This is a genomic window from Massilia sp., assembly GCF_032106685.1.
Lineage (GTDB): Bacteria > Pseudomonadota > Gammaproteobacteria > Burkholderiales > Burkholderiaceae_D > Telluria.
The window spans coordinates 37,339-62,111 of the sequence record NZ_DAMCPG010000004.1 but is presented as its reverse complement, the minus strand read 5'-3'; the positions used below and the strand labels follow the sequence as shown (position 1 = coordinate 62,111).

21 protein-coding genes are annotated in these 24,773 nt (G+C 66.4%); 7 read left to right on the top strand and 14 right to left on the bottom strand.

The features are described from left to right. Positions 1 to 154: 154 nt before the first annotated feature. Together RT688_RS04110 and RT688_RS04105 are read left to right on the top strand one after the other, a co-directional pair. Positions 155 to 1,093: a CysB family HTH-type transcriptional regulator gene (locus RT688_RS04110; RefSeq protein ID WP_313703577.1), complete on the top strand. Its 939-nt coding sequence runs from the start codon at positions 155 to 157 to the stop codon at positions 1,091 to 1,093. Positions 1,094 to 1,102: 9 nt separating this feature from the next. After that, positions 1,103 to 1,753, top strand: a complete 651-nt coding sequence (locus tag RT688_RS04105) for a class I SAM-dependent methyltransferase (RefSeq protein ID WP_313703576.1) — start codon at positions 1,103 to 1,105, stop codon at positions 1,751 to 1,753. A 408-nt stretch (positions 1,754 to 2,161) separates the two neighbouring features. Here RT688_RS04105 and RT688_RS04100 read toward each other — a convergent pair whose 3' ends face one another. The 4 genes from RT688_RS04100 to RT688_RS04085 all read right to left on the bottom strand — a co-directional run bounded on the left by RT688_RS04100 (position 2,162) and on the right by RT688_RS04085 (position 6,914). Next, positions 2,162 to 3,175 carry a porin gene (locus tag RT688_RS04100; protein WP_313703575.1) on the bottom strand — a complete coding sequence of 338 codons (1,014 nt, stop codon included), beginning with the start codon at positions 3,173 to 3,175 and terminating at the stop codon, positions 2,162 to 2,164. A 143-nt stretch (positions 3,176 to 3,318) separates the two neighbouring features. Beyond that, positions 3,319 to 4,476 carry a PAS domain-containing sensor histidine kinase gene (locus tag RT688_RS04095; protein WP_313703574.1) on the bottom strand — a complete coding sequence of 386 codons (1,158 nt, stop codon included), beginning with the start codon at positions 4,474 to 4,476 and terminating at the stop codon, positions 3,319 to 3,321. A gap of 292 nt (positions 4,477 to 4,768) precedes the next feature. Then, a complete protein-coding gene (locus RT688_RS04090; protein ID WP_313703573.1) occupies positions 4,769 to 5,542 on the bottom strand; it encodes a LytTR family DNA-binding domain-containing protein in 774 nt (257 codons plus the stop codon). A 115-nt stretch (positions 5,543 to 5,657) separates the two neighbouring features. Continuing rightward, positions 5,658 to 6,914: a sensor histidine kinase gene (locus tag RT688_RS04085; RefSeq protein ID WP_313703677.1), complete on the bottom strand. Its 1,257-nt coding sequence runs from the start codon at positions 6,912 to 6,914 to the stop codon at positions 5,658 to 5,660. A gap of 335 nt (positions 6,915 to 7,249) precedes the next feature. Between RT688_RS04085 and RT688_RS04080 the strand changes: the two genes are divergently transcribed. Next, positions 7,250 to 8,188, top strand: a complete 939-nt coding sequence (locus tag RT688_RS04080) for an exopolyphosphatase (RefSeq protein ID WP_313703572.1) — start codon at positions 7,250 to 7,252, stop codon at positions 8,186 to 8,188. Between the two features lie 73 nt (positions 8,189 to 8,261). Here RT688_RS04080 and RT688_RS04075 read toward each other — a convergent pair whose 3' ends face one another. The 3 genes from RT688_RS04075 to RT688_RS04065 all read right to left on the bottom strand — a co-directional run bounded on the left by RT688_RS04075 (position 8,262) and on the right by RT688_RS04065 (position 12,766). Then, complete coding sequence (locus tag RT688_RS04075; protein ID WP_313703571.1) at positions 8,262 to 10,706, bottom strand: EAL domain-containing protein; 2,445 nt, start codon at positions 10,704 to 10,706, stop codon at positions 8,262 to 8,264. Between the two features lie 167 nt (positions 10,707 to 10,873). Next, positions 10,874 to 12,139 (bottom strand): nitronate monooxygenase, encoded by a 1,266-nt coding sequence (locus tag RT688_RS04070; protein ID WP_313703570.1) that lies wholly within the window; start codon positions 12,137 to 12,139, stop codon positions 10,874 to 10,876. Between the two features lie 141 nt (positions 12,140 to 12,280). After that, positions 12,281 to 12,766, bottom strand: a complete 486-nt coding sequence (locus RT688_RS04065) for a YajQ family cyclic di-GMP-binding protein (RefSeq protein ID WP_312550179.1) — start codon at positions 12,764 to 12,766, stop codon at positions 12,281 to 12,283. A gap of 145 nt (positions 12,767 to 12,911) precedes the next feature. Here RT688_RS04065 and murB point away from each other — a divergent pair, with 145 nt between their 5' ends. Further along, positions 12,912 to 13,940, top strand: coding sequence for a UDP-N-acetylmuramate dehydrogenase (murB, locus tag RT688_RS04060; RefSeq protein ID WP_313703569.1), 1,029 nt, complete (start codon positions 12,912 to 12,914; stop codon positions 13,938 to 13,940). A gap of 234 nt (positions 13,941 to 14,174) precedes the next feature. On the opposite strand, the gene RT688_RS04055 is transcribed toward murB, so the two are convergent. Next, on the bottom strand, positions 14,175 to 15,155 hold the full coding sequence (locus RT688_RS04055) for a diguanylate cyclase domain-containing protein (RefSeq protein ID WP_313703568.1): 981 nt from the start codon (positions 15,153 to 15,155) through the stop codon (positions 14,175 to 14,177). Positions 15,156 to 15,310: 155 nt separating this feature from the next. On the opposite strand from RT688_RS04055, the gene RT688_RS04050 reads away from it, so the two are divergent. Continuing rightward, positions 15,311 to 16,036: an SDR family oxidoreductase gene (locus tag RT688_RS04050; protein ID WP_313703567.1), complete on the top strand. Its 726-nt coding sequence runs from the start codon at positions 15,311 to 15,313 to the stop codon at positions 16,034 to 16,036. A 183-nt stretch (positions 16,037 to 16,219) separates the two neighbouring features. Here RT688_RS04050 and RT688_RS04045 read toward each other — a convergent pair whose 3' ends face one another. The 6 genes from RT688_RS04045 to RT688_RS04020 all read right to left on the bottom strand — a co-directional run bounded on the left by RT688_RS04045 (position 16,220) and on the right by RT688_RS04020 (position 21,463). After that, on the bottom strand, positions 16,220 to 17,452 hold the full coding sequence (locus RT688_RS04045; protein WP_313703566.1) for an argininosuccinate synthase: 1,233 nt from the start codon (positions 17,450 to 17,452) through the stop codon (positions 16,220 to 16,222). Positions 17,453 to 17,589: 137 nt separating this feature from the next. Continuing rightward, entirely contained in the window at positions 17,590 to 17,988 is a 399-nt protein-coding gene (locus RT688_RS04040; RefSeq protein ID WP_313703565.1) for a VOC family protein, read from the bottom strand. Continuing rightward, positions 17,988 to 18,914 carry an ornithine carbamoyltransferase gene (gene argF / locus RT688_RS04035; protein ID WP_313703564.1) on the bottom strand — a complete coding sequence of 309 codons (927 nt, stop codon included), beginning with the start codon at positions 18,912 to 18,914 and terminating at the stop codon, positions 17,988 to 17,990. The genes RT688_RS04040 and argF overlap by 1 nt, the downstream gene beginning before the upstream one ends. A gap of 76 nt (positions 18,915 to 18,990) precedes the next feature. Beyond that, positions 18,991 to 19,878: a ribosome small subunit-dependent GTPase A gene (gene rsgA, locus RT688_RS04030; RefSeq protein WP_313703563.1), complete on the bottom strand. Its 888-nt coding sequence runs from the start codon at positions 19,876 to 19,878 to the stop codon at positions 18,991 to 18,993. Then, positions 19,875 to 20,204 (bottom strand): 4a-hydroxytetrahydrobiopterin dehydratase, encoded by a 330-nt coding sequence (locus tag RT688_RS04025; protein WP_313703562.1) that lies wholly within the window; start codon positions 20,202 to 20,204, stop codon positions 19,875 to 19,877. The genes rsgA and RT688_RS04025 overlap by 4 nt, the downstream gene beginning before the upstream one ends. Continuing rightward, entirely contained in the window at positions 20,201 to 21,463 is a 1,263-nt protein-coding gene (locus RT688_RS04020; RefSeq protein ID WP_313703561.1) for a M48 family metallopeptidase, read from the bottom strand. Before RT688_RS04020 ends, RT688_RS04025 begins: the two co-directional genes overlap by 4 nt. A gap of 47 nt (positions 21,464 to 21,510) precedes the next feature. On the opposite strand from RT688_RS04020, the gene orn reads away from it, so the two are divergent. Together orn and RT688_RS04010 are read left to right on the top strand one after the other, a co-directional pair. Further along, on the top strand, positions 21,511 to 22,116 hold the full coding sequence (orn, locus tag RT688_RS04015) for an oligoribonuclease (protein WP_313703560.1): 606 nt from the start codon (positions 21,511 to 21,513) through the stop codon (positions 22,114 to 22,116). A gap of 91 nt (positions 22,117 to 22,207) precedes the next feature. Then, positions 22,208 to 24,673, top strand: a complete 2,466-nt coding sequence (locus RT688_RS04010) for an ATP-binding protein (RefSeq protein WP_313703559.1) — start codon at positions 22,208 to 22,210, stop codon at positions 24,671 to 24,673. The last annotated feature ends 100 nt before the right edge of the window (positions 24,674 to 24,773 follow it).

Genomic DNA, 24,773 nt, shown 5'->3' with positions numbered 1-24,773 from the left:
TTAAGCTAGGTTGAATGGTAAGGGCGGGGGAGCTTATTCCAAACTACCGACTATTTATTTGCTTATATGCGATGGGGGCATAAGCATTCGCATAAAATAGCGACTGGCGTTTTCACTAGAGCCGGTTACAGGCTCTCACTACATAACAACAGGAATGAACCTTCATCAATTGCGCTTCGTTCGCGAAGCCGTGCGCCAGAACTTCAACCTCACGGACGCGGCCAAGGCCCTGTTCACGTCCCAGCCGGGAGTGTCGAAAGCCATCATCGAGCTGGAAGAAGAGCTCGGGGTCGACATTTTCACGCGCCACGGCAAGCGCATCCGCGGGCTGACGGAACCGGGCCGGCTGGTGCTGGCCTCGGTCGAGCTGATCATGCAGGAAATCGACAGCCTGAAACGGATCGGCAAGGAATACGCGGCCCACGACAGCGGCAGCTTCACCATCGCCACCACCCACACCCAGGCGCGCTACATGCTGCCGAAGGTGGTGCAAGCCTTCATGGGCAAGTTCCCGAAGGTGAGGTTGTCATTATTGCAAGGAAATCCGAAGCAGATCGCCGACATGGTCAAGAACGGCCAGGCCGATCTCGCCATCGCCACCGAGTCGATCGCCGCCGTCGACGGCCTGATCACGCTGCCTTGCTACCAGTGGGAGCACGTGTTGGTGGTGTCGCCGGAACACGAGCTGCTGCGCTCGAAAGCGGTGGCGCTGGACGAAATCGCGCGCTATCCGCTGATCACCTACGACGCCGCCTTTGCCGGGCGCAGCAAGATCGACCACGCCTTCAACCTGCGCGAGCTGAAGCCGGACGTGCTGCTCGAAGCGATCGACGCCGACGTCATCAAGACCTATGTCGAGCTGGGCATGGGCGTGGGCATCATCGCCGGCATGGCCTTCGATCCGGAACGCGACCGCAACCTGCGCGCGATTCCCGTCGGCCACCTGTTCGGCATGAACGTCTCGCGCGTGGCTGTGAAGCAAGGCGCCTACCTGCGCAGCTACATCTACACCTTCATCGAGCTGCTGGCGCCCAGCCTGAACCGCAAGATGGTCGAGGCGGCGATGCGCGGCGGCGAAAACTACGAGCTGTAAGAGAAAGATATGAGCAATAAACAAGTAGCAGAATATTACGCCCGCCTGGGCGAAGCCGTCGAAGACATCTACCTCGAGCCGGACATGGACGAGGACATCGACGACATGAGCATCCACCTCGGCAACCTGCTGGCCGGCCACAGCGTGCTGGAACTGGGCTGCGGCACCGGTTACTGGACCGAAGTCGTGGCCGAGTCGGCCGCATCGGTGCTGGCGGTGGACATCAACGCCAACCTGGTCGACATCGCCCGCGAGCGCGGCATGCCGGAAGGCAAAGTCAGCTTCCGCGTCGCCGACGCCCTCGACCTGCCTGAGGACATCGGAAAATTCTCGGCAGTGCTGGTGAGCTTCCTGTGGTCCCACCTCACCAAGGGCGAGCAGGACAAGCTGCTGGCGGGCCTGAAGAAACGCCTGGGCAAGGACGTGCTGCTGGTGATCCTCGACGAGTCCTTCGTGGAAGGCTTCAGCGAAACCACGGCGCGCACCGATGCCGAGGGCAACACCTGGGAAATCCTGACCACCGAGGAGGGCGAGCGCTTCGAGCTGCCGAAGAGCTACCCGGCCGACAGCGCGCTGCGCAAGCGCGTCGGCGCGGTCGGCAAGGAACTAAAGATCGAGCGGATCGAGTTTTTCTGGATTTTGACTTGCCGCTTGAAGTAAACGCGAACGCTGGCCGACCCGTAGGGTGGGGTCTCGACCCCACGCGGCGCCACGTGTGAATGTCGACATGTCTGCGGATGACAAGGCCGATGATCATCGCTTGCTGCGAGATCATCGGCCTCGTTGTTTCAACCGCCGTAAAGCGTGGGTTCGAGAACCCACCCTACGCCTCTGCGAGCGTACGTGGCCCACGCGAACCGTAGGGTGGACACCTGTGTCCACGCGGTGCCACGTGCGAATGTCGAAACGCGTGCCAACGGAACGAGGCCGATGATCATCGCATCGCTGCGAGATCATCGGCCTCGTTGTTTTCAACCGCCGTACAGCGTGGACACAGGTGCCTTGCGCAGCCCGGTCCACCCTACGCCTTTGCGCACGTACGTGACCAGAAAGGCACCCGTCACGCCATCAGAACGAGTGACGCACACCCACCGTGAACGCGCTCGGGTCCGCGCCCAAGGCGGCAGCCGGCGGGGTCACGTTGGTCGAGGACGAGTTGATGCCGAACACGCCGCGCTCGTTGTTGCGCATGGTGCCGTAGGTCGTGTAGATGTTGGTGCGCTTCGACAGCGCGTAGCTGTAGGCGACGGCCCACAGGTTGCCCTTGGCGCCGTTGTCGATCTCGTTGCGCTGCAGGTTGACGAAGAACTTGTTCGGGCCGGTGGTGTAGGCGCCGCCGACGTTGATCTGCTCGAACTTGTTGTTGGCGCCGGTCTGGTCGGCCACCAGGTAGTTGCCCTTCAGGTCGAAGGCGCCGAAGGTATAGCCCGCGCCGAACGCGTATTCCTTGTCGTCGCCGCTCGCCAGGCGCTCGAGCTGGTGGTAGCCGGCGCCCAGGTACAGGCCGCCGTTCTTGTATTCCAGGGCCACGCCGCTCAGGTCGCCCGACGGGTCGGCGCTGCGCTCGCCGGCCGAGTAGGCGGCCAGGACCGAGAAGCCGGCGATCGGGTTGCTCTTGTAGTTGACCGAGTTGCTCAGGCGGCGGGTCAGGCGGTTGCTGGTGAAGGCCGACAGGTTGCTGCCGTAGAAGCCCTGGCCGAACACGTCCGAGGCGGCGGCGACCGAGGCGATCGGGCTGTATTCGCGGCCGACCGTCAGCTGGCCGAAGTTGCCCTGCAGGCCGACCACCGAGCGGCGGCCGAACAGCGCCGAGTCGGCGGCGCCGGTGTCGAGCGACACGCCGGCTTCGATGTTGAAGATGGCTTTCAGGCCGTTGCCCAGGTCTTCGGTTCCGCGAAAGCCGATGCGGCTGCTCGACTGGTTGCCCGAGTTGATGACGGTACGGCGCTTCTCGCCCGGCGCGTCGGTGTCCTCGACGGCGATGGCCGCGTCCATGACGCCGTAGATGGTGACGTTGGTCTGCGCGTGCGCGAACAGCGGGAGGGTCGTGATCAGCGCTGCGGCCAGGGCTTTGTATTGCATGAAGATCTCCAATAAGGTTCGACAAAGGATTGAGTTGGCGTGGGGCAAACTCAAGGTCGAGCGAATCTTATCGAAGCAATATGTCGTCTTGATGACAAGACGGCATGACCGGCCGGAGAAAGCGGCGGCGGGGAGGAAACCGGCTAAACGATATGGCTTGCCACCGGCAGCACGATGTCGATGCGGGTGCCTGGCCCCTCGTCGGGGCCGATGCTGATCTCGCCCTTCAGGCCCCAGACCCGCTCGCGCATGCCGACCAGGCCGAGCGACTCGGCCTTTTCCATGTCGGCGTCGTCGATGCCGCGGCCGTCGTCGCGGATCGTGATCAGGAGTTCGCTGTTGCTGCGGTAGAGGGTGAGGGTGACGCGCGTGGCCTGGGCATGGCGCGCGACGTTGGTCAGCGCTTCCTGGACGATGCGGAAGATGGCGGTGCTGGCCTGGTCGTCCAGGCGCAGCTCGGCCTCGTCGGCCAGCAGCTCGCAGGCGATGCCGTGGCGCTCCACGAAGTCGTCGCGCAGGCCCTGCAGCGCGAAGTACAGGCCGCCCTCGTCGAGCGCGCGCGGACGCAGGTTGGTGGCGATGCGGCGCAGCGAGGTGATGGCGGTGAGCAGGTTGGCGTCCATGCCGGCGATCAGGCGCTGGGAGTCGTCGGAGCCGGCGCAGGTCTCGCGCAGCAGGGTCAGGTCCATGCGCAGCGAGGCCAGCAGCTGGCCAAGGTCGTCGTGCAGTTCGCGCGAGATATGGGTGCGTTCCTCTTCGCGGATGGTCTGCAGCGCCGCCGACAGCTGGCGCAGCTGGTCGTGCGAGCGCGCCAGCTTCTGCTGCACGCGCTGGCGTTCCGAGATGTCGCGCAGGATGATGGTGTAGAGCGTGACGCCGTCCTGGAAGGCATCGGTGATCGAGCCCTCGATCGGGAAGGCGTCGCCGTCGGCGCGCATGCCGACCCCGGCGTAATCGGTGGCGCGGCGCCCGGCGCGTCCGCCGCCCTGGAAGTAGTCGAGCGGACTCCCGCCGGGTTCGGCGGGCGCGCGGATGAAGTGGGCCAGCGGCTGCCCGAGCATTTGCCCGACGCTGACGCCGAACATCGCCGCCGCGGCCGGGTTGGCCAGCACCACGCGGCTGAACTCGTCGGCCGAGATGATCGCTTCGCCGGCATTGTCGACGATGCGGCGGCTGTGGCGCGCCGGCGCGTCGCCATGGCCGTCGACGTTCAGGCGCGCGATCAGGTTCCCGCCGAGCAGGCCGAGGGCGAATACCGCCGCGCTGCGCCCGCGCCGGCGCAGGGTGCGCTGATGTGTCATGGGTACGTGTGCGATGGAGCCCGCGGCGCGGGCCAGCCGTTACGATACGGCGCGAATGGCTGAGCGGGGTTGAGGCGGGACAAGCAGATCGGCGTCCCGGCGGGGGCGCTGCTACGCGCAGGGTGAGACCGCGTGGGCACAGGTGCCCACCCTACGAAAGACAGCAGTTGTAGGGTGGGCACCTGTGCCCACGCGGATTGACCGGTTGAACAGATGCAGAGGTGCAGGAATCGTTAGCGCAGAACCATGGATGTCGGGTGCGGCCCATCCCCATGCGGCGGGGAGCCGGAAATTACATCTGCTTGAACAGGTGCAGGAAACTGCGGCTCACTTCCAGCTTTTCCGGCCGGCCCTTGATCAGGACGAGGTGGCGGCCGCGGATGTCGCGCGTGACGCCTTCGATCGCGTTCACGTTGACCAGGGTGGCGCGGTGGATCTGCCAGAACAGCGAGGGATCGAGTTCCTCGGCCAGGTCGCGCACCGGCTTCCTGATCAATGCCTCGAACTTCTCGGTCTGCACGCAGGTATATTTTTCGTCCGAGCGGAAGAACAGGATTTCCTCGACCGGGATCATGCGCAGGTCCTGGCCGATGCTGGCCTGGATCCATTGCAGGTGCTTCGGTTTCGGCGCCGCGATCTTCTCGGCCAGCTGCGACAGCATGGCGGTGACGCTGTCGTTCACGACCGCGCCCGGCGCCGCCCTGGTCGCCTCCAGGCGGGTTTTCAGGCGCTCGACCGTCACCTTCAGGCGCTCCGGCTCGGAAGGCTTGAGCACGTAGTCGACCGCGCCGCGCTCGAAGGCCTCGACCGCGTACTGGTCGTAGGCGGTGACGAACACGATCTGGCTGCGCTCGCCGATCTCGCGCGCCGCTTCCATGCCGGTCTTGCCCGGCATGCGGATGTCGAGGAAGGTCAGGTCGGGCTTGTGCTGGCCGACCAGCTCGACGGCTTCGTCGCCGTTCTTCGCCTCGCCCACGATTTCCAGTTCCGGCCACACCTGTTCCAGGCGCATGCGCAGCTGGTCGCGCATCAGTCTTTCGTCGTCGGCAATAATCGCGGTAGGCATGTTGTTATCCGGTCGGGAGAGGAGAGTGACAATTATTCAAGAAAACGGCGTGCAGGGCAAGCCACCGGCTTGCCGGCCGGCCAGCCGGCACGAAATGCGAGTACGCTGAGTACGTTCAGCGCGACACCTGGTAGGGCACTTCGACCATGGCGATCACGCCGCTCGGGCTGTTGGCGGCGATGTGCAACTGGCCGGCGTCGCCGTGCAGCAGGCGCAGCCGTTCGCGGATGGTCGGCAGGCCGAGGCCGGTGCCGTTGCTCGGCACCACGCCGAAGCCGACACCGTCGTCGGTGACGGTGACGCGCAGCTTGCCGTCGGCGACGTCGGCGACGACCTTCAGGGTACCGCCCTCGGGCTTGCATTCGAGGCCATGCTTGATCGCGTTCTCGACCATCGATTGCAGCATCATCGGCGGGAAGGCGGCGTTGCGCAGGCCGTCGGGGATGCGCATGTCGACCGTCAGCCGCTCTTCCATGCGCATCTTGAGCAGGTCCAGGTAGGCGGTCACCATGTCGACCTCGCGCCCGAGGTTGGTCACCAGGGTGTTGTCGCGCATCTGCGGCAGCACCGCGCGCAGGTACAGGATCAGGCTGCGCTGCATGGCCGAGGCGCGCGGCGGGTTGGTCTCGATCAGGTGCTCGACCGAGGCGAGCGTATTGAACAGGAAGTGCGGCTCGACCTGGGCCTGCATCATCTGCATCTTCGCTTCCGACAGCTGGCGCTGCATCGATTCGCGCTCGGCGGCGGCGTTCGCCGTGCGCGTCTGCAGCTCGGCGCGCTTCTTGCCGCCGACCAGGGCCTTGGTGCCGAACAGGGCCAGCACCAGCAGCCAGACGAAGCTGGTGAACCAGGTCGAGGCCTGCTTGTGGTAACGCGACACTTTCGCTTCGGCCGCATCGTCGACCGCGCCTTCGATCGCCACCGACAGTTCCTCGGCGATCTGCGGCGGCAGTTCGATGTGGACCGAATCGCCGTTCGGATGCACGCCCTTGGGCAAGCCGGACCCGGGCACGGAAGGCGTTGCGGGGGCGTCGGGTGCATCCGGAGCGCCGGGAGCGCCGGGCACGCCTGGCGCCTCGGGCGCGGGCGGCGGTTTCGGCTTGTTGCGCGGGCTGAAGCGGATCCCGCTGTCGTCGATCAGGATGCTGGTCTGTTCCTTGCGGCCGCTGCGTTCGGCGCGCGGCAGGTCTTCGTCTGCGCTGGAGAACAATTCTTCCTGCAGGATGGCGCCGGCGATCAGGGTCAGTGCCGCGAACAGGAAAAACTTCCACCACGACAGTTGGGTGACCCAGGTCGCCACCGCATCGAAGGCGCGGTAGAGCCACGACAGGATGCCGGAAAAATAAACCTGGACTGAGCTGCGGGCTTGCATGGTCGGGTGTTTATGAAATGTCATTGCGGGTGCGAGTGTACCGCGTTGCCGTCAACCGGTGACGAAATATTGATACAGGGAATGCATCACGGGCGGCCATGGCTTGTTGGGATGCCGCAACTTTACGTCACGATAGGGCCACGAAGCACGGTCTTTGCGACAGAGCGCAAGAACGGGCGACCGGGCTGCAGGCACAGGGCGAAAGAGGGCGCCGGCGCAGCGTTGTAAGTTGCCCAAGGCACATTTAAAAACTGTCATTAGGAAATTTTGCGCGGTATGATGGGACAACGTCCTGGCCGCGCCAGCCCATCTTCGTTCAATGAAAGGGTATGCCGATGTCTGCCGTTCCAAAAACCTACCGCCTCGTCACCCGCAGCGATTTCGACGGACTGGTCTGCGCCGTCCTGCTCAAGCACCTGAACCTGATCGACGACATCCTGTTCGTCCATCCGAAGGACATGCAGGATGGGAAGATCGCGATCACGGACCGCGACATCACCACCAACCTGCCGTACGTGGCGGGCGCCCACCTGGTGTTCGACCACCACCTGTCCGAAACGCTGCGCAACGGCGGCGCGCGTCCCAACCACGTAATCCAGCCGGATGCGCCGTCGGCGGCGCGCGTGGTCTGGGAGCACTACGGCGGGACGCGGGTCTTCCCGCCGGCCTGGAACGCGATGATGGCCGCCGTCGACAAGGCCGACGCCGCCCGTTTCTCGCGCGAGGAGGTGCTCGAGCCAGCCGGCTGGAACCTGCTGAACTTCCTGATGGACGCGCGCACCGGCCTGGGCCGCTTCCACGATTTCCGCATCTCAAACTACCAGCTGATGATGGCCCTGATCGAGGCTTGCCGCACCATGTCGATCGACCAGATCATGGCCTTGCCGGACGTGAAGGAGCGCACTGCGCTCTACTTCGAGCACAGCGCGCGCTGCAAGGAGCAGATCCAACGCTGTGCCCGGGTCCACCGCAACCTGGTGGTGCTCGACCTGCGCGAGGAAACGACCATCTTCGCCGGCAACCGTTTCATCATCTATGCGCTGTTTCCGGAAACGAACATCTCGATCCACGTCCTGTGGGGCCTGAAGAACCAGAACACCGTGTTCGCCACCGGCAAGTCGATCCTGAACCGTACGTCGAACACCAACATCGGCGCCCTGATGCTCGAATACGGCGGCGGCGGGCACGAGAACGCCGGCACCTGCCAGGTCTCGAACGAGATCGCGGAAGACGTGCTGGGGGCGCTGGTGCAGCGCATTACCAGCGAGGGTTAACCGTATCGGCGGGCACGGAGTGCCCACCGCGCAGGTGGTATGCATAGGTAACGCGTGGGTACAAGTACCCACCCTACGCCGGCAGCGGATTGCGCACCAGCTCGCGCGCCGCGTCCGGCGGCATCGGCTCGCTGAACCAGGCGCCTTGCATGCCCTCGCAGCCGTGTTCCTTCAGGAACTCCATCTGCGAGCGCGTCTCGATGGCGTCGCCGATGACCGGCATGCGCAGGTTGTGGCCGATGTCGATCAGAGTGCGCGCCATGATGCTGCTGTCGCGCGGCTCGTCGTCGGCGATCGCATGCACGGCCTCCTTCGACAGCTTGAGCTGGCCGACCGCCAGCTCGCGCAGGAAGCCGAGGTCGGTCATGCCCTGGCCGAACTCGTCCACCGACAGCGTCAGGCCCAGCTGGCGCAGCTGTCCCGCCAGGTCGCGCACCTGGCCGGGGTTGCGCATCAGGGTTTCCTCGCGCAGTTCGATCTGCAGGCTGTCCGGGGCCAGGCCGTGCAGGGCCAGGCGGGTAGCGATGCCGGCGACGAAGTCCTGCTGCATGTATTCGCGCGCGGAGACGTTGACCGAGACCGGCACCCCGGTCACGCCGAGCTCCTTCAGCTCGCGCAGGAACAGGCAGGCCTGGTCCAGCACCCAGGCGCCGAACTGGACGATGCGTCCGCTTTCCTCGGCCTCGGACAGGAAGGCGCCGGGCAGCAGCACGCCGTGCTCGGGATGACGCCAGCGCAGCAGGGCCTCGAAGCTCTTCACGGTGCCGCTGCGCGCGTCGATGCAGGGCTGGTACAGCATGAACAGTTCGCCGCGCTCGATGGCGTGGGCCATGCCGGCGTCGAGTTTTTGCCGGGCGTCGGTGGTCGACTTCATGTCGCTCGAGAAGAAGTGGATCTCGTTGCGCCCGGTCGCCTTGGCGTGGTACATCGCCACGTCCGCGGCCCGCACCAGGTCGGCGGCGCTGTGGCCGTCGTGCGGATACACGGTCACCCCGAGGCTGGCGCCGACCGCGATTTCCTTGTGCATGAACGAGACCGGCTGGGTCAGGCTCTGGCGCAGGCGCTCGATCATGCGCAGCGTGAAGCGCAGCGAAGGCTGGTTCACCAGCACCATCACGAACTCGTCGCCGGACATGCGCGCCACCGTGTCGCTGTCGCGCACCGAGGCCAGCAGGCGCTTGGCGACCACCTTCAGCACCACGTCGCCGGCCTCGTGGCCGTGGGTGTCGTTGATGGCCTTGAAGTTGTTCAGGTCGACCAGCACCACGGCCACCAGCGATTTCTGGCGCTGCGCCAGGTGCAGCGCGTGCTCGAGCCGGTCCCACAGCAGGTTGCGGTTGGCCAGGCCGGTCAGGGCGTCGTGGTTGACCTCGTGCTCGAGGTGGGCGGTGCGCTGCTTGATGGCGGTGACGTCCATGATGACGCCGATGAAGTGGCTGGCCCGGCCGTGCTCGTCGAGCACCGGCGTGATCGTCAGGTCGTTCCAGAAGATGTCGCCGTTCTTGCGCATGTTGCGCAATACGACGTTCACTTCCCGCCGCGCGGCCACCGCCTCGCGCAGGCGGGCGCGCTCGTTGCTGTCCATCCCGGGCGCGCCCATGAAGCGCGAATCGCGCCCGAGCACTTCGTCGGCGCGGTAGCCGGTGATGCGTTCGAAGGCGGGGTTGACGTATTCGATCGGGCAGTCGTGGCCGTCGATGCGGGTGATGACGATGCCGTTGCTGGCCGCGTGCAGGGCGCGCTCGCGCAGGCGCAGTTCGCATTCCTGGGTGCGCAGGCGCGTGATGTCCAGACCCATGCCGAACAGGTAGTCGTCGCCGTCGCAGGTCACGCGTGCACCGCACAGCAGCATCGGCGTTTCGCGCCCGTCGCGCGCCTGGACGTCGGCCTCGAGCTCGACTTCGGCGCCTTCCTCGAACACGCGGCGGATGTGCTCGGCGACCAGGGGGCGGGTGCGCAGGTCGAACAGCTCGACCGCGCGGGTGGCGGCGGTCTCGTCGCGCGTCAGGCCGGTGATGCGCTCGTGGTTGCGGTTCCACAGCACGAAGCGGCCCGCGCGGTTGATCGCGTAAAAAGTGCCAGGCAGCACGTCGACGATGGTCGAGAGCGGCGTGCGGCCGACGATGGCCGCTTCCGGGGTGGTTTCGTCCTGCACGTTGTCGATCGCGACGATCCAGGACTGTACCTTGCCTTCGAGATCGTGTTGCGGCGACAGCGTCAGGTTGGCCTGGATGGGCCCGGCGCGCGCGCGGCGCAGCATGACCGTGTTGGTCTGGCCGTGATTGGCGGCCAGGCCGCGCCAGTGGGTGCGGTGGGCGGCAAGGGCGGTATCGGACGAAGAAGCGGGATCGGGCGTATCGATCGCCTGTCCGGCCTCCAGCAGGTCGATCATGGGCTTGCCGATGGCAGCGTCGGCAGGCAATTGCAACAGGTGTTCGCAGCCCGCGTTCCAGCTCGCGATCCGGCCGGTGTCGTCAACCAGGAAGGCCGCGTTCTCGGTCACAATGGACGTGTACATGCTGAGCGTCTTTCGGCGGGGACATCCCGCCTCCTTTGGACCAGACTAGGCTACACCTGTTCCCGGCGCTTGTCACAGGAACAGGAAAGCAAAAAGCCACGGCCGGGGCCGTGGCTTTTTTCGTTTACCTCGGGGTGGCGTGCGCTGCCAACCCGCTGCGGAGCCGCTCAGGCCGCCGCGATTTCCTGCTTCGGCGGCAGGGCGACCTCGTCGTTCACGCTGAACTGGTAGTCCTTGAACACGTGCTCGGCCGACAGGATCTGGTAGCTGCCGTCGGCCAGCTTGTGCGTGGTGTCCTTCAGGCGATAAGTGAAATGGCCGCAGGTCCAGCAGTTGTAGTTGCGCATGTGCGTGCACAGGCAGGTCTTGTCCATCACCGACACCGTCTTCAGGTCCGGATTGGCCTGCACCTCGCGGTTGTACGAGTTGATGTAGGCGCAGTTGCCGGTGGCGTCGAGCAGGTAGCCGTAGGACTCGCAGCCCGGACGGATGCCCGAGCCGATCGCCGGCGTGCTTTTCAGCATGCGCATCGGGTAGCCGGTCGGCGAGATGCCGTTGACGATGATGTCTTCCTCGCTGGCGCGGAAGTATTCCTGCTTGACGCTGTCGGGCATGCCGCACTCGTGGGTGACGGTGAAGCGGGTCGCCACCTGCACGCCGCCGACGCCTTTTTCCAGGAAGCGCACCGCGTCCGAGCCGGTGAATACGCCGCCGGCCGCGACCAGCGGGATGTCGATGTTTTCCGCGCGCATGTAGGCCAGGATCTCGTCGATGATCGTGTGCAGGTCGTATTCCTTCCAGTCGAAGCCGAAGCCCAGGTGGCCGCCGGCCAGGGGACCTTCGACGATGACGAAGTCGGGCAGGCGGTTCAGCTTCGAGACCTTGCGCAGGAACAGTTGCAGCGCGCGCACCGACGACACGATGATGCCGAGCTTGGCTTCGCGGAAGCGCGGGTGGTCCTTGATCAGTTCGAACGAGCCCAGGTGCAGGCCGGCCGACATGGTGATGCCGTCGATGCCCGCGTCCAGCGCCGCCGACAGGCGGGTGCGCAGGGTTTCCTTCGGCGCGTTCATGGTCAGCTTTTCCATGCAGTTCACGAAGATCAGGCCATCGCCCCGCTTCGCCGCCATGGTCGCGCCCACGTGCAGGCGGGTCGCCTCGGCCAGGCGCTCGAGGTCGAACTGCACCACGGACTTGTCCATGTTGTTGATGTTGAACTTGTAGAGCTTGGTCTTGTCCTTGACGAAGGTGGTATCGAACTTGCGATCCGAGACGTCCGGCACCATCGCGTCCGAGATATGGCCGATACCGCCCAGGCGCGCCGCTTCCAGCGCGAGCTCGGAGGTCGAAATGTCCACGCCCATCCCGCCGATCATGATGGGAACATATTCCTTGTTGCCCAGACGCAGGCGGAAATCATCAACACGTTTCATTGCTATCCTTAAACTACCGTTTGCTCCCGTCCAGCGCGGCGAGGCCGGCATCGAAACGGGTGTAAGCGACTCCCATTCTACTCCAAGCCCATGGCGGGGCGGCGTACGTGCGGGTCGCGGCGCGGTCGCGCTGAGGCAGGCTCAGTCGCGGAAGTTGTTGAATGCCAGGGGCAGGTCCTGGACGTCCTTGCGCAGCAGCGCCATCGCGGCCTGCAAATCGTCGCGCTTGGCGCCGGTGACGCGCACCGATTCGCCCTGGATGCTGGCCTGCACCTTCATCTTGCTTTCCTTGATGGCCTTGGTGATCTTCTTGGCGTCCTCGGTCTCGATGCCGTTGCGCACCTTGATGACCTGCTTGACCTTGTCGCCGCCGATCTTCTCGACCTTGCCTTCGTCGAGGAAGCGGACGTCGACCTTACGCTTGGTCATCTTGCCCACGAGCACGTCACGCACCTGGCCCAGCTGGAAGTCGGAATCGGCGAACAGGGTCAGTTCGCGTTCCTTCTGCTCGACCTTGGCGGAGCTGCCCTTGAAGTCGAAGCGGGTGGTGATTTCCTTGTTCGATTGCTCGACGGCATTCTTCACTTCGACCATGTCTGCTTCGCAGACCACGTCAAACGATGGCATGGTGTTGTTCCTTACTAAATGGATGCTGAATTCATGAGTGGCGGTATTTTAACGGACAAGCTTGCCGGACGACCGTGCTTTTTGCCGAGGCGCAGCTTCTTGCCTCTATAATCGACCGGTTTCCAGTACCCCGGACCCGCCTTCCATGCACTTCGACCTGCCCATCGAACACGATGTTTCGCTCCAGCGCTTCAACACCTTCGGCCTGCCGGCGCGCGCCCGCCATTACCTGCGCGTGGTCGACGCCGCCCAGCTCGAGCGCCTGCACGCGCACGCGCCGCTGGCCGGCGTGCCGCGCTTCGTGCTCGGCGGCGGCAGCAACGTCCTGCTTGCGCATGACGTCGAAGCCGTCGTGCTGCACATGGCGATTCCCGGCCGCGCCGTCGTCGGCGAGACCGATGCGGCGGTGCTGGTACGCGCCGGCGCCGGCGAGAACTGGCACGACTTCGTCGAATTCACCCTGGCGCAGGGGCTGGGCGGGCTGGAGAACCTGTCCCTGATCCCCGGCACCGTGGGCGCGGCCCCGATCCAGAACATCGGGGCCTATGGCCTGGAAATCAAGGACGTGTTCCACTCCCTCACCGTGCACGACCTGGCCAGCGGCGAGCGGCGCACGCTCACGGGACCGGAGTGCCGCTTCGGCTACCGCGACAGCCTGTTCAAGCATCCGGAAGGCGCGCAACTGGTGGTGCTCGACGTCACCTTCGCGCTGCCGCGCGCCTGGCAGCCGAACCTGCGCTATGCCGAGCTGGCCAATGCCCTGCGGGAACCCGGCATATCGGAACCCACGCCGCGCCAGGTGAGCGAGGCGGTGATCGCGATCCGCCGCCGCAAGTTGCCCGACCCGGCCGAGATCGGCAACGCCGGCAGCTTCTTCAAGAATCCGGTGGTAACGCAGGAACATTGCGCGCAACTGCTGGCGCAGTTCCCGGCGCTGGTGCACCACGTCCAACCCGACGGCAGCGCGAAACTGGCGGCCGGCTGGCTGATCGACCAATGCGGCTGGAAAGGCCGCAGCATGGGCGCGGCGGGGGTCTACCCGAAGCAGGCGCTGGTGCTGGTGAATAATGGCGGCGCCAGCGGGGAAGAGGTCATTGCCCTGGCGCAGGCGATCCAGGCGGACGTGCTGGCGCGCTTCGGCGTGCGGCTGGAGCCGGAGCCGGTATTTGTCTGAGGAGAGTTTTGCTTCCGAGTATGCCGCGGCTGCTTGAACGCGTGGGCGGCGCCACTGCCGCGGGTGCAGGAACGATCATGGTATGGCCGCCCACCCTACGGGTGTGACATTCGCGCCGACAAACGCAGGGACCTAGGGTCGACGGCTATACCACGCAAGCATGAAAACACGCGGCCAAGGCGCCGCCCACCCGTTCGACGCACGTCCGCGCGACCCCGGCACTCGCCGGAGCAATCAACCCCGTAGCGCCATCACCCGGTTCCGCCCGCGCGCCTTGGCCGCCTGCAGCGCCTCGCCGGCGCGCGCGACCAGGGTCTCGAGCGTGTCGTCCTCGCCCGCCGTGCTGGCGGCCACGCCGATCGACAGCGTCACCACGCGCCGCTCGGGCGAAGGGTGGGCCATGCCCAGGTGTTCGAGCGAGTGCCGGCAAGCCTCGGCCACGCGCACCGCGCCGTCCAGGCCGGTATCGGGCAGCACCACCGCGAAGCGCTTGCCGTCGTAGCGCGCGGCCAGGTCGGTCGGGCGCTTCAACTGGCCGGTCAGCACGCCGGCCAGCTTCTTCAGGCACAGGTCGCCGGCGGGGCGGCCGAGCTGCCGGTTGTAGTCGTCGAGCTGGTCGAGGTCGCACAGCAGCACCGACAGCGGCTGGCCGCTGCGGCGCGCGCGCTGCCATTCGGTCTGGGCCACGTGCTCGAAGCGGCGGCGGCCGGGAATGCCGGTCAGGCCGTCCAGGCCGGCCAGCTGGTCGATCTCGGCGTGGGCGCGGGCCAGCGCTTCCTCGCGTTCGCGCAGCAGGCGCAGCGCGACTTCGCATTGCTGGCGCGCGAGGCCGGCGGCGGCATGGTAGCGCAGGCGCGCCAGCAGTTCGATGCGGCCCGGCTGGTAGGCCAGGTAATCGGTGGCGCCGGCGGCGAAGGCGGCCTCGCGCCCGGCAGGGTCGCCCAGCGGCGCGATCACCAGCAGCGGCAGCTCCTTCAATGCCTCTTGCGCGCGGCAGGCGCGCAGGAAGCCGCAGCCGTCTTCGAGCGCCCCCAGCGCCTGGATGACGACCGTGGGCTCGAACGCGGCGACGCGCTCCGGGGCATCGGCCTGGTGCAGCTCGATGTCGTCGAAGCCGGCGAGCGTCTCGCGCAATGCGGCGAGGACCGGCGCGGCCGTGCCGACCAGCAGCACGCGGCAGGGAATCTGGGAAGGGAACGCGCTGTCGGAGGTCATCGAAGGCAGTGGTTGATCAGGAAGGCGCATTTTACCGCGCGGCACTTACAAATTGTTGCATCCCGGCCTCAGCGTGGGATTGGCCCAACAGTGGGCAGCGACTACTTGCGTCGTCCCGATCGGCTATCCTTGCAGGATCGATAAAAGGAGACCACATGAAAGCCATCGTCACCGGACACACCAAGGGCCTGGGCGCCGCAATCGCCGAGGAACTCCTCGCGCGCGGCATTCCCGTGCTGGGACTGGCGCGCGGGCGGGCGCCGGGCGGCGCGGCGCGCCATCCGGGCCTGCTGAATGAAATCGAAATCGACCTGTCGGACGGCGCGGCGCTGTCGGCCTGGCTCGGCCGGGGAGAACTGGCGGCCTGGCTGGCCGGCAGCGGCACGGCGCTGCTGGTCAACAATGCGGGCGTGGTCTGGCCGGTCGGGCCGCTGGCCGAGCAGGACCCGTTGCAGGCGATCCGCGCCGCGACCCTCAACGTGGCCGCGCCGCTGGCGCTGGCCGGCGCCCTGGTGCGCGCCAGCGTGGGTGCCGAGCGGCGTATCCTGCACGTGTCGAGCGGGGCGGGGCGCTCGGCCTATCCCGGCTGGAGCGTGTACTGCGCCACCAAGGCCGCGCTCGACCGCCATGCCGAAGCGGTGGCCCTCGACGGCGACGCCACCGTGCGCGTGTGCAGCCTGGCGCCGGGCGTGATCGATACCGGCATGCAGGCCGAGATCCGCGCCACCACCGAAGACCGTTTCCCCATGCGCGAGCGCTTCGTGCAGCTCAAGGAGCAGGGCGGATTGACCTCGCCCGAGGATTGCGCGCGCAGGCTGGTGGACTACCTGCTGGCCGACGGCTTCGGCGGCAAGCCGGTGGACGATTTGCGCAGCGCGTAAGCGCGCCCGGGCCGATGCCGTTGTAGGGTGGGTTCTCGAACCCACCGGAATTGCCGCGACCCTGCCGGTGGGTTCTCGAACCCACCAGTGCTGAAGCGGTCCTGCCAGGTGGGTACAAGTACCCACCCTACGAAAACAAAAAAGCCGCCCGCAGGCGGCTTTCTTTACGCGACAGCGACCGGCTTACTGACCGCGCTTGGCGCGCGCCTTGGCGGCGATGCGCATGCGCAGGGCGTTCAGCTTGATGAAGCCGCCGGCGTCGGCCTGGTTGTAGGCGCCGCCGTCCTCGTCGAAGGTCGCGATGTTCATGTCGAACAGCGAGTCGGTCTTCGAGTCGCGCGACACGACGATCACGTTGCCCTTGTAGAGCTTGACGCGCACCCAGCCGTTCACGGTCTGCTGGGTGTGGTCGATCAGGGTCTGCAGCGCGACGCGCTCCGGCGCCCACCAGTAGCCGTTATAGATCAGCGACGCGTAGCGCGGCATCAGGTCGTCCTTCAGGTGCGCCACTTCGCGGTCCAGGGTGATCGATTCGATCGCGCGGTGGGCGCGCAGCATGATGGTGCCGCCCGGGGTTTCGTAGCAGCCGCGCGACTTCATGCCGACGTAGCGGTTTTCCACCAGGTCCAGGCGGCCGATGCCGTGCTTGCCGCCCAGGCGGTTCAGCTCGGTCAGCACCGCGGCCGGGGTCATGCGCTTGCCGTTCAGGCCGACGATGTCGCCCTTCTCGTATTCGATGTCGAGGTACTCGGCTTCGTTCGGCGCTGCTTCAGGCGACACGGTCCAGCGCCACATCGATTCCTCGGCTTCCGCGCTCGGGTTTTCCAGGTGGCGGCCTTCGAAGGAGATATGCAGCAGGTTGGCGTCCATCGAGTAGGGCGCGCCGCCGTTCTTGTGCTTCATGTCGATCTCGATGCCGGCGTCTTCCGCGTACTTCAGCAGCTTCTCGCGCGACAGCAGGTCCCATTCACGCCACGGAGCGATGATCTTGACGTCCGGCTTGAGCGCATAGGCGCCCAGCTCGAAACGCACCTGGTCGTTGCCCTTGCCGGTCGCGCCGTGCGAGATGGCGTCGGCGCCGGTCTCGTTGGCGATCTCGATCAGGCGCTTGGCGATCAGCGGACGCGCAATCGAGGTGCCCAGCAGGTATTCGCCTTCGTACACGGTGTTCGCGCGGAACATCGGGTAGACGAAGTCGCGCACGAACTCTTCGCGCACGTCGTCGATGTAGATGTTTTCCGGCTTGATGCCGAACTTGATTGCCTTGGCGCGTGCAGGCTCCAGCTCTTCGCCCTGGCCGAGGTCGGCGGTGAAGGTGACGATTTCGCAGCCATAGTGGTCTTGCAGCCACTTCAGGATGACGGAGGTGTCGAGGCCGCCGGAGTAGGCGAGTACTACTTTTTTAATGTCGCTCATGGATGTTCCAGTGATGGTGTGACGTGGAGGAGGGGACTAAATGGTCAGCCGGCCCAGGGGAGCGCCGTCCTGTGCAAGCGGGGCGGAGGGCCAACGATCAAGCATAAAGTTGTGGGTGGGTTGATAAAAAAAGAACTTCAAACGGGTTCGTGGCAAACCGCTTCGATGTTGTGCCCATCGGGGTCCAGTACGAAGGCGCCGTAGTAATTCGGGTGGTAATGCATGCGCAGGCCCGGTGCGCCATTGTCGCGGCCGCCGGCGGCCAGGGCCGCATGATAGAACGCGTCGACCTCGGCGCGGGCCTTCACGCGGAAGGCGACGTGCAAGGGCGGGTGGTTCACCGGCCTGGCCGCGGTCGCCCCGGAGATCCAGAAATCCGGCTTGGGCGGTTCGCCGAAACCGGCAACGTCGGTGCCTTGCGTGACCGCGGCCGGGATCTCGGCCAGCAAGCGGTAGCCGATCGGCGCCAGCGCGGCCTCGAAGAAGGCGCGGCTGCGCTCGATATCGGCGACGATGATGCCGGTGTGGTCGATCATTACTTGTCCTCGATGCGGCCCAGCAGCAGGTACTCGATCAGGGCCTTCTGCACGTGCAGGCGGTTTTCCGCTTCGTCCCAGACCACCGACTGCGGACCGTCGATGACCTCGGCCGCGACTTCCTCGCCGCGGTGGGCCGGCAGGCAGTGCATGAACAGGGCGTCCGGCGTGGCGCGCGCCATCTTGGCGCCATCGACGATGAAGCCGTCGAAGGCTTTCAGCCTTTCCGCGTTTTCCTTCTCGTAGCCCATGCTGGTCCATACGTCCGTGCTGACCAGGTGCGCGCCTTCGCAAGCGTCCGACGGGTTGTCGAACAGGGTATAGCGCTGGGTCGAGACCAGGCTCGGGTCCAGCTCGTAGCCCTTCGGGGTCGAAATGTTCAGGTGGAAGCCGAACACCTCGGCCGCCTGCAGCCAGGAGTAGAGCATGTTGTTGGCGTCGCCGATCCAGGCCACCGTCTTGCCGACGATCGGGCCGCGGTGCTCGTAGAAGGTGAAGACGTCGGCCAGCACCTGGCAGGGGTGATGTTCGTTGGTCAGGCCATTGATCACCGGGACGCGCGAATTGGCGGCGAAACGCTCGATGATGTCCTGGCCAAAGGTGCGCACCATGATGATGTCGCACATGCGCGACATGACCTGGCCCGCGTCCTCGACCGGCTCGCCGCGGCCGAGCTGGCTGTCGCGCGTGTTCAGGTAGATCGCGGCGCCGCCCAGCTGGTGCATGCCGGCTTCGAAGGATAAGCGCGTGCGGGTCGAGCTCTTTTCGAAGACCATCACCAGGGTGCGGTCGACCAGCGGGTGGTAGACCTCGTAGGCCTTGAACTTGCGCTTGATGACCTTCGCGCGCTCGATCACGTATTCGAACTCGTCGAGCGAGAAGTCGGAGAACTGCAGGAAGTGCTTGATAGGTTGTGAAACTGGCATATCGTATCCGCTTGTCTGTTATCCCTTCGATTATAAGGGCTTTTGCGTAGGGTGGGCGGCAAGCCCGCCCACCCTACTAATACAGTGTCTGCGACGACTCGTGCAGCAGCTGCGCATACAGCTCGTGCCGCATCTTCGCGATCTTCCCGTCCTTTACCGCGTCGAGCACCGCGCACTGCGGCTCGGCCAGGTGGCGGCAGTTGTAGTACTTGCAGCCGCCCAGATAAGGCTTGAACTCGACGAAAGCCCGCTCCAGCATGCCTTCCGTCAGGTGGTAGAGGCCGAACTCCTGGAAGCCCGGCGAATCGATGATCGCCGCGCCGCCGGGCAGCCAGTACAGCCGCGTGAAGGTCGTCGTGTGCTTGCCGGTGTCGAGCGCCGAGGAGATCTCGCGCACGGCGATGTCGGCGTCCGGCACCAGGAGGTTGATGAGCGAGGACTTGCCCATGCCCGACTGGCCGATGAAGATCGAATGCTGGCCGGCCAGCAGCGGGCGCAGCACCGACAGGGCGTGCTCCGGATCGGCCTTGGCCGAGACCTCGTGCACCGGGTAGCCGAGCGAACCGTAGACGGCGGCGCGTTCGCGCGCGCGCGGCAGCGGCTCCTTCACGTCGGTCTTGTTCAGGATGAGGTGGGCCTCGATCCCGGCCGCCTCGGCGGCCACCAGGGCGCGCGAGACCAGGTCGTCGGCGAAGCTCGGTTCGGTGGCGACCACGATGAACAGGCGCGAGATGTTCGCCGCCAGCAGCTTCGACTTGTATTGGTCGGAGCGGTAGATCAGGGTGGTGCGGTCGGCGATGTCCTCGATCACGGCCTGGTCGTTCGAGGTCTGCTTCAGGTGCACCACGTCGCCCACCGCCACATTGGTCTTCTTGCCGCGCGTGACGCACTGGTATTTCGTGCCGTCGACGTCGGCCAGGTAATGGCGGCCGTGCGCCGCGATGATGGTGCCGCTCATGCTCATGCGCTGCGTTCCTCGTAGATTGCGTCGGCTTTCGCAGCGCAGATAAAGTCGTTGATCGACACGGCATTGCCGGCCGAGTGGGTGGTCCAGGCGACCAGGCAGTGGCGGTAGCGCACGCGCAGTTCGGGGTGGTGGTCTTCGCCGTGGATCATGGACGCCAGGGCGTTCACGAAGGCGATGGTCTCGCGGTAATCCTTGAAGGCGTACTCGCGCTCGATGTGGTTCCCTTTCAGTTGCCAATCGGGCAGGGCGGCTAGCCGGGCCGCCAGTTCGTTGTCGTTGAGCGCCGGCGCACCATGGACGCAATGCTGGTCCGCGAGCCTCATGCAGCCGCCGCGTTCAAGTGCGCAATCCGTACCGAGGCCGGCGGATGCGAATCGTAGAAGGCCGAGTGCAGCGGATCCGGCGTCAGGGTCGAGGCATTGTCCTCGTACATCTTGACCAGGGCCGAGACCAGGTCGTCCGCGCTGCTGTGCTTCGCGGCGAAGGCGTCGGCCTCGAACTCGTGCTTGCGCGAGGTGATCGCGTTCAGGGGGCCGAGGACGAAGGTGAAGATCGGCAGCACCAGCGCGAACAGCAGCAGGGCCATGGCGTCGTTCGGACCATCGAGCAGCGGCGTCACGCCCAGGCCGGTGTAGAACCAGCTTTGCTCCTTGAGGTAGCCGAGCAGCGCGAGGAAGGCCAGCGACAGCGCGAACATGACGACCATGCGCTTGACGATGTGGCGCAGCTTGAAGTGGCCCAGCTCGTGCGCCAGCACGGCCTCGATCTCCTGCGGCGCGAGGCGCTCGATCAGGGTGTCGAAGAAGACGATGCGCTTGGCCGCGCCGAAGCCGGAGAAATACGCGTTGCCGTGGGCGCTGCGGCGGCTGCCGTCCATCACGAACAGGCCTTTCGAGGCAAAGCCGACGCGCGCCATCAGGCCCTCGATGCGCGCTTTCAGGCTGTCGTCGGCGAGCGGCGTGAACTTGTTGAACAGCGGCGCGATCACGGTCGGGTACAGGACCATCATCAGGACCTGGAAGCCGCTCCAGACGCACCAGGCCCACAGCCACCAGAGCGCACCGGTGGTTTCCATGAGTTTGAGGATCACCCACAGCAGCGGCAGGCCGATCGCGGCGCCGAGCAGCGCGCCCTTGGCCATGTCGGCCAGCCACAGGCCGCGCGACATCTTGTTGAAGCCGAAGCGCTCCTCGAGCACGAACTGGCGGTAGTAATCGAAAGGCAGGTCGAGCACGCCGGAGACGACGGCGAACGCGACCACCAGCAGGATCTGATGTAGCATGCCCGGACCGGCGAGCGGCAGCAGGGCGTTCGAGATCGCCTGCAGCCCGCCCAGCAGCGTGAAGCCGATCAGGACCAGGCCGCCCCAGAGCAGGGCGGCGATGCCGAAGCGGGTGCGGGCGACGGTGTAGTCGGCCGCCTTCTGGTGCGTCTCGAGCGCGATCTTGTGCGCGAATTCGGCGGGCACCGCGCCGCGCTTGCGCAGCACGTGGCGGATCTGGCGGTTGGCCAGCCAGAAGCGCAGACCGAGCGTCAGCACGAAGAAAACGACGAACAAGACCGAAAACGCAAGTGAAGACATGCTGTGCCTGTGAGAAAATGCAGGATTGTTTAGGCAAAGAGAGAATTATGTCACAAGCCACCGAATCCGCCGTATCTGCAAACCCGGCAACCGCAGCAAACCCCACGCCGCGTCCCAACGAGTTCAACCTGGTCTGGGTCGACATGGAAATGACCGGACTCGATCCGGACAACGACCGCATCATCGAGGTCGCCGTCGTAGTCACCGATGCCGACCTGAACGTGATCGCCGAAGGTCCCGTGTTCGCCATCCACCAGTCCGACGAGACCCTCGACAAGATGGACAACTGGAACAAGGGCACCCACGGCCGCTCGGGCCTGATCGACCGCGTCAAGGCGTCGACCGTCACCGAAGCCGACGCCGAAGCCCAGCTGATCGCCTTCCTGAAGCAGTACGTCCCGTCCAACAAGTCGCCGATGTGCGGCAACTCGATCTGCCAGGACCGCCGTTTCATGGCGCGCGGCATGCCGAAGCTGGAAGCCTTCTTCCACTATCGTAACCTCGACGTCTCGACGCTCAAGGAACTGTGCCGCCGCTGGAAGCCCGAGCTGGCCTCCGGTTTCAAGAAGCACCAGAAGCACACCGCGCTGGCCGACATCGTCGAGTCGATCGAAGAGCTGAAGTACTACCGCGAACACTTCATCAAGCTGTAAGTTCGGCTGCAAGGCGCAGGCCGTGGAGCGCCGCTGGCGCCCCTCGCGCATTCGTGCTCCATCTATCTTGCCCTTGTGCGAAAATGGCAAGATGCACGCAATACTGCGCGGCGGCCCTGACGCTGCCCCCGCCGGCCTGCGCGCCCTGATCGGCGCGCACGACTGGCGCGACTCTCCCCTTGGACACCCGGACGACTGGCCGCCGCAACTGGCGACCGCGGTCGCGATGGCCCTCGACTCGGCGCTGCCGATGTTCGTCTGCTGGGGGCCGGACCTGCGCATGCTCTACAACGACGCCTATGTGCCCATCCTCGGCGAGCGCCACCCGCGGGCGCTGGGCGAACCCCTGCGCCGCGTCTGGACCGATGCCTGGGCCCAGGTGGTGCCCTTCATCGACCGCGCGTTGTCGGGCAAGCCGGTGCACTTCGAGGACTTGCCGATCGGCGTGGTGCGCGGCGGCAGGCTCGAGCAGGCCTACTTCACCTTTTCGTACGCGCCCCTGCACGACGGCGCCGGCCGCGTGGCCGGCATGTACTGCACCGCGCTCGAAACCACCGAACGCCGGCGCGCCGAGCGCCGCGCCGCGCTCGAACTGAAGCTGTCCGACGCGCTGCGCCCGCTCGATTCGCCCGACGCGGTGCTCGACACCGCCAGCGCCCTGCTGGGCGAGGAGCTGCGCCTGGCGCGGGTGCTGTATTGCGAGGTCGACGCCGACGCCGAAGGCTTCGCAGTCGTGCGCCAGTGGCTGCGTCCGGGCACGGCCGCGCTGTCGTGCGCGCGCTACCGCTTCGACGACTTCGGCCCGGACATCGGCGCCGCCCTGCGCGCCGGCGTCACCGTCGCGATCGACGACATCGCCGGCGATCCGCGCAGCGCATCCTGGCCGGCGCGCTTTCGCGACGAGGCCATCGGCGCGCTGGTGACGGTGCCGCTGGTGCGCGCCGGCCGCCTCCAGGCTTTCCTGAGCATCAACCACGCCGAACCCTGCCGCTGGAATCCGGACGACGTGCGCTTCACGCGCGACACCGCCGAGCGCACCTGGGCCGCGCTCGACGGCGCGCGCGTCCAGGCCGAGCTGCGCGCCGAGCGCGACCGCAGCCGCTACATCTTCGACACCATCGGCGAGGGCTTCGCGCTGCTCGACGCCCAGTGGCGCATCCTGGAGATGAATGCCGAGGGCCTGCGCATCTGCCGGCTGGCGGCGGCACAGGTGGTCGGGCGCGACCACTGGGAACTGTTCCCGGAAGTAGAGGGCAGCGAAGCGGGCGCCATGCTGCGCCGCGTGATGCGCGAGCGCAGCGCCGGCCAGGCCGAGTACCGCCTGCCGCCGGTGGGCGGGCGCTGCGTCTGGAACGAGATCCGCGCCTTCCCGATGCAGGACGGCGGCATCGCCATCTTCTTCCGCGAGATCACCGACCGCAAGGTGGCCGAGGAAAAGCTGGTGGACGCCGACCGCCGCAAGGACGAATTCCTGGCCATGCTGGCGCACGAGCTGCGCAACCCGCTGGCGCCGATCAAGGCTGCCGCGACCCTGCTCGACATGGGAGTGCTCAACGAGACCCGGGTACGCCAGAGCAGCGCCATCATCGGACGCCAGGTGCGCCACATGACGCGCCTGGTGGACGACCTGCTGGACGTGTCGCGCGTGACGCGCGGCCTGATCGTGCTCGACAAGGCGCTGCTCGACGCGCGCGCCATCGTCGACGAGGCGGTCGAGCAGGTGCGCCCGCAACTGCTGGCGCGCCGCCAGCGCCTCGGCCTGCACCTGCCGGGCGCTCCGGCCGCCGTCGAGGGCGACCGCGCGCGCCTGGTGCAGGTGCTGTCCAACCTGCTCGGCAACGCGGTCAAGTACACGCCGGAAGAAGGCGCCATCGACGTCCACGTGCGCCACGAGGGCGGCATGCTGGTGCTGTCCGTGACCGACGACGGCATCGGCATGGAGCCGGAACTGACCGAGAGCGCCTTCGACCTGTTCGCCCAGGGCAAGCGCGCGAGCGACCGCTCCCAGGGCGGGCTCGGCCTGGGCCTGGCGCTGGTGCGCAACCTGGTCGAGCTGCACGGCGGCGCGGTCGGCTGCGCCAGCCCCGGACCCGGGCGCGGCAGCACTTTCACCGTGCGCCTGCCGGCGGCGGCGCCGCAGCCGCAGCCGGAGGAGCGCGGCGATGCGCCGGCGCGCGGCGAATGCCTGAAGCTGATGGTGGTGGACGACAACGTCGACGCCGCCGATACCCTGGCCATGCTGCTGGAAGCGGCCGGGCACGCGGTGGCGGTGGAACACGATTCGCACCGCGCCCTCGAACGCGGGCGCCTGGCGCCGCCGGACGTTTTTTTGCTCGACATCGGCCTGCCCGAGATGGACGGCCGGGAACTGGCGCGCCGCCTGCGCGCCCAGCCAGAAACCGCGGACTGCGTCCTGATCGCGGTGTCCGGCTACGGCCAGGAACAGGATCGGCGCGCGGCCATGGAGGCGGGGTTCAGCCACCACCTGGTCAAGCCGGTCGATTTCGATACGCTGGCCGGGCTCCTGGCCGAAGTGCGCGGAGCGGCCGCGGCGTAGGGTGGGCGGCTCCACCGGGTCATGGGCCAACACCCGCCCGGAGCGCCGCCCACGCGTTCGACGCACGGCTGAAATCACGTAGGGTGGGCACTTGTGCCCA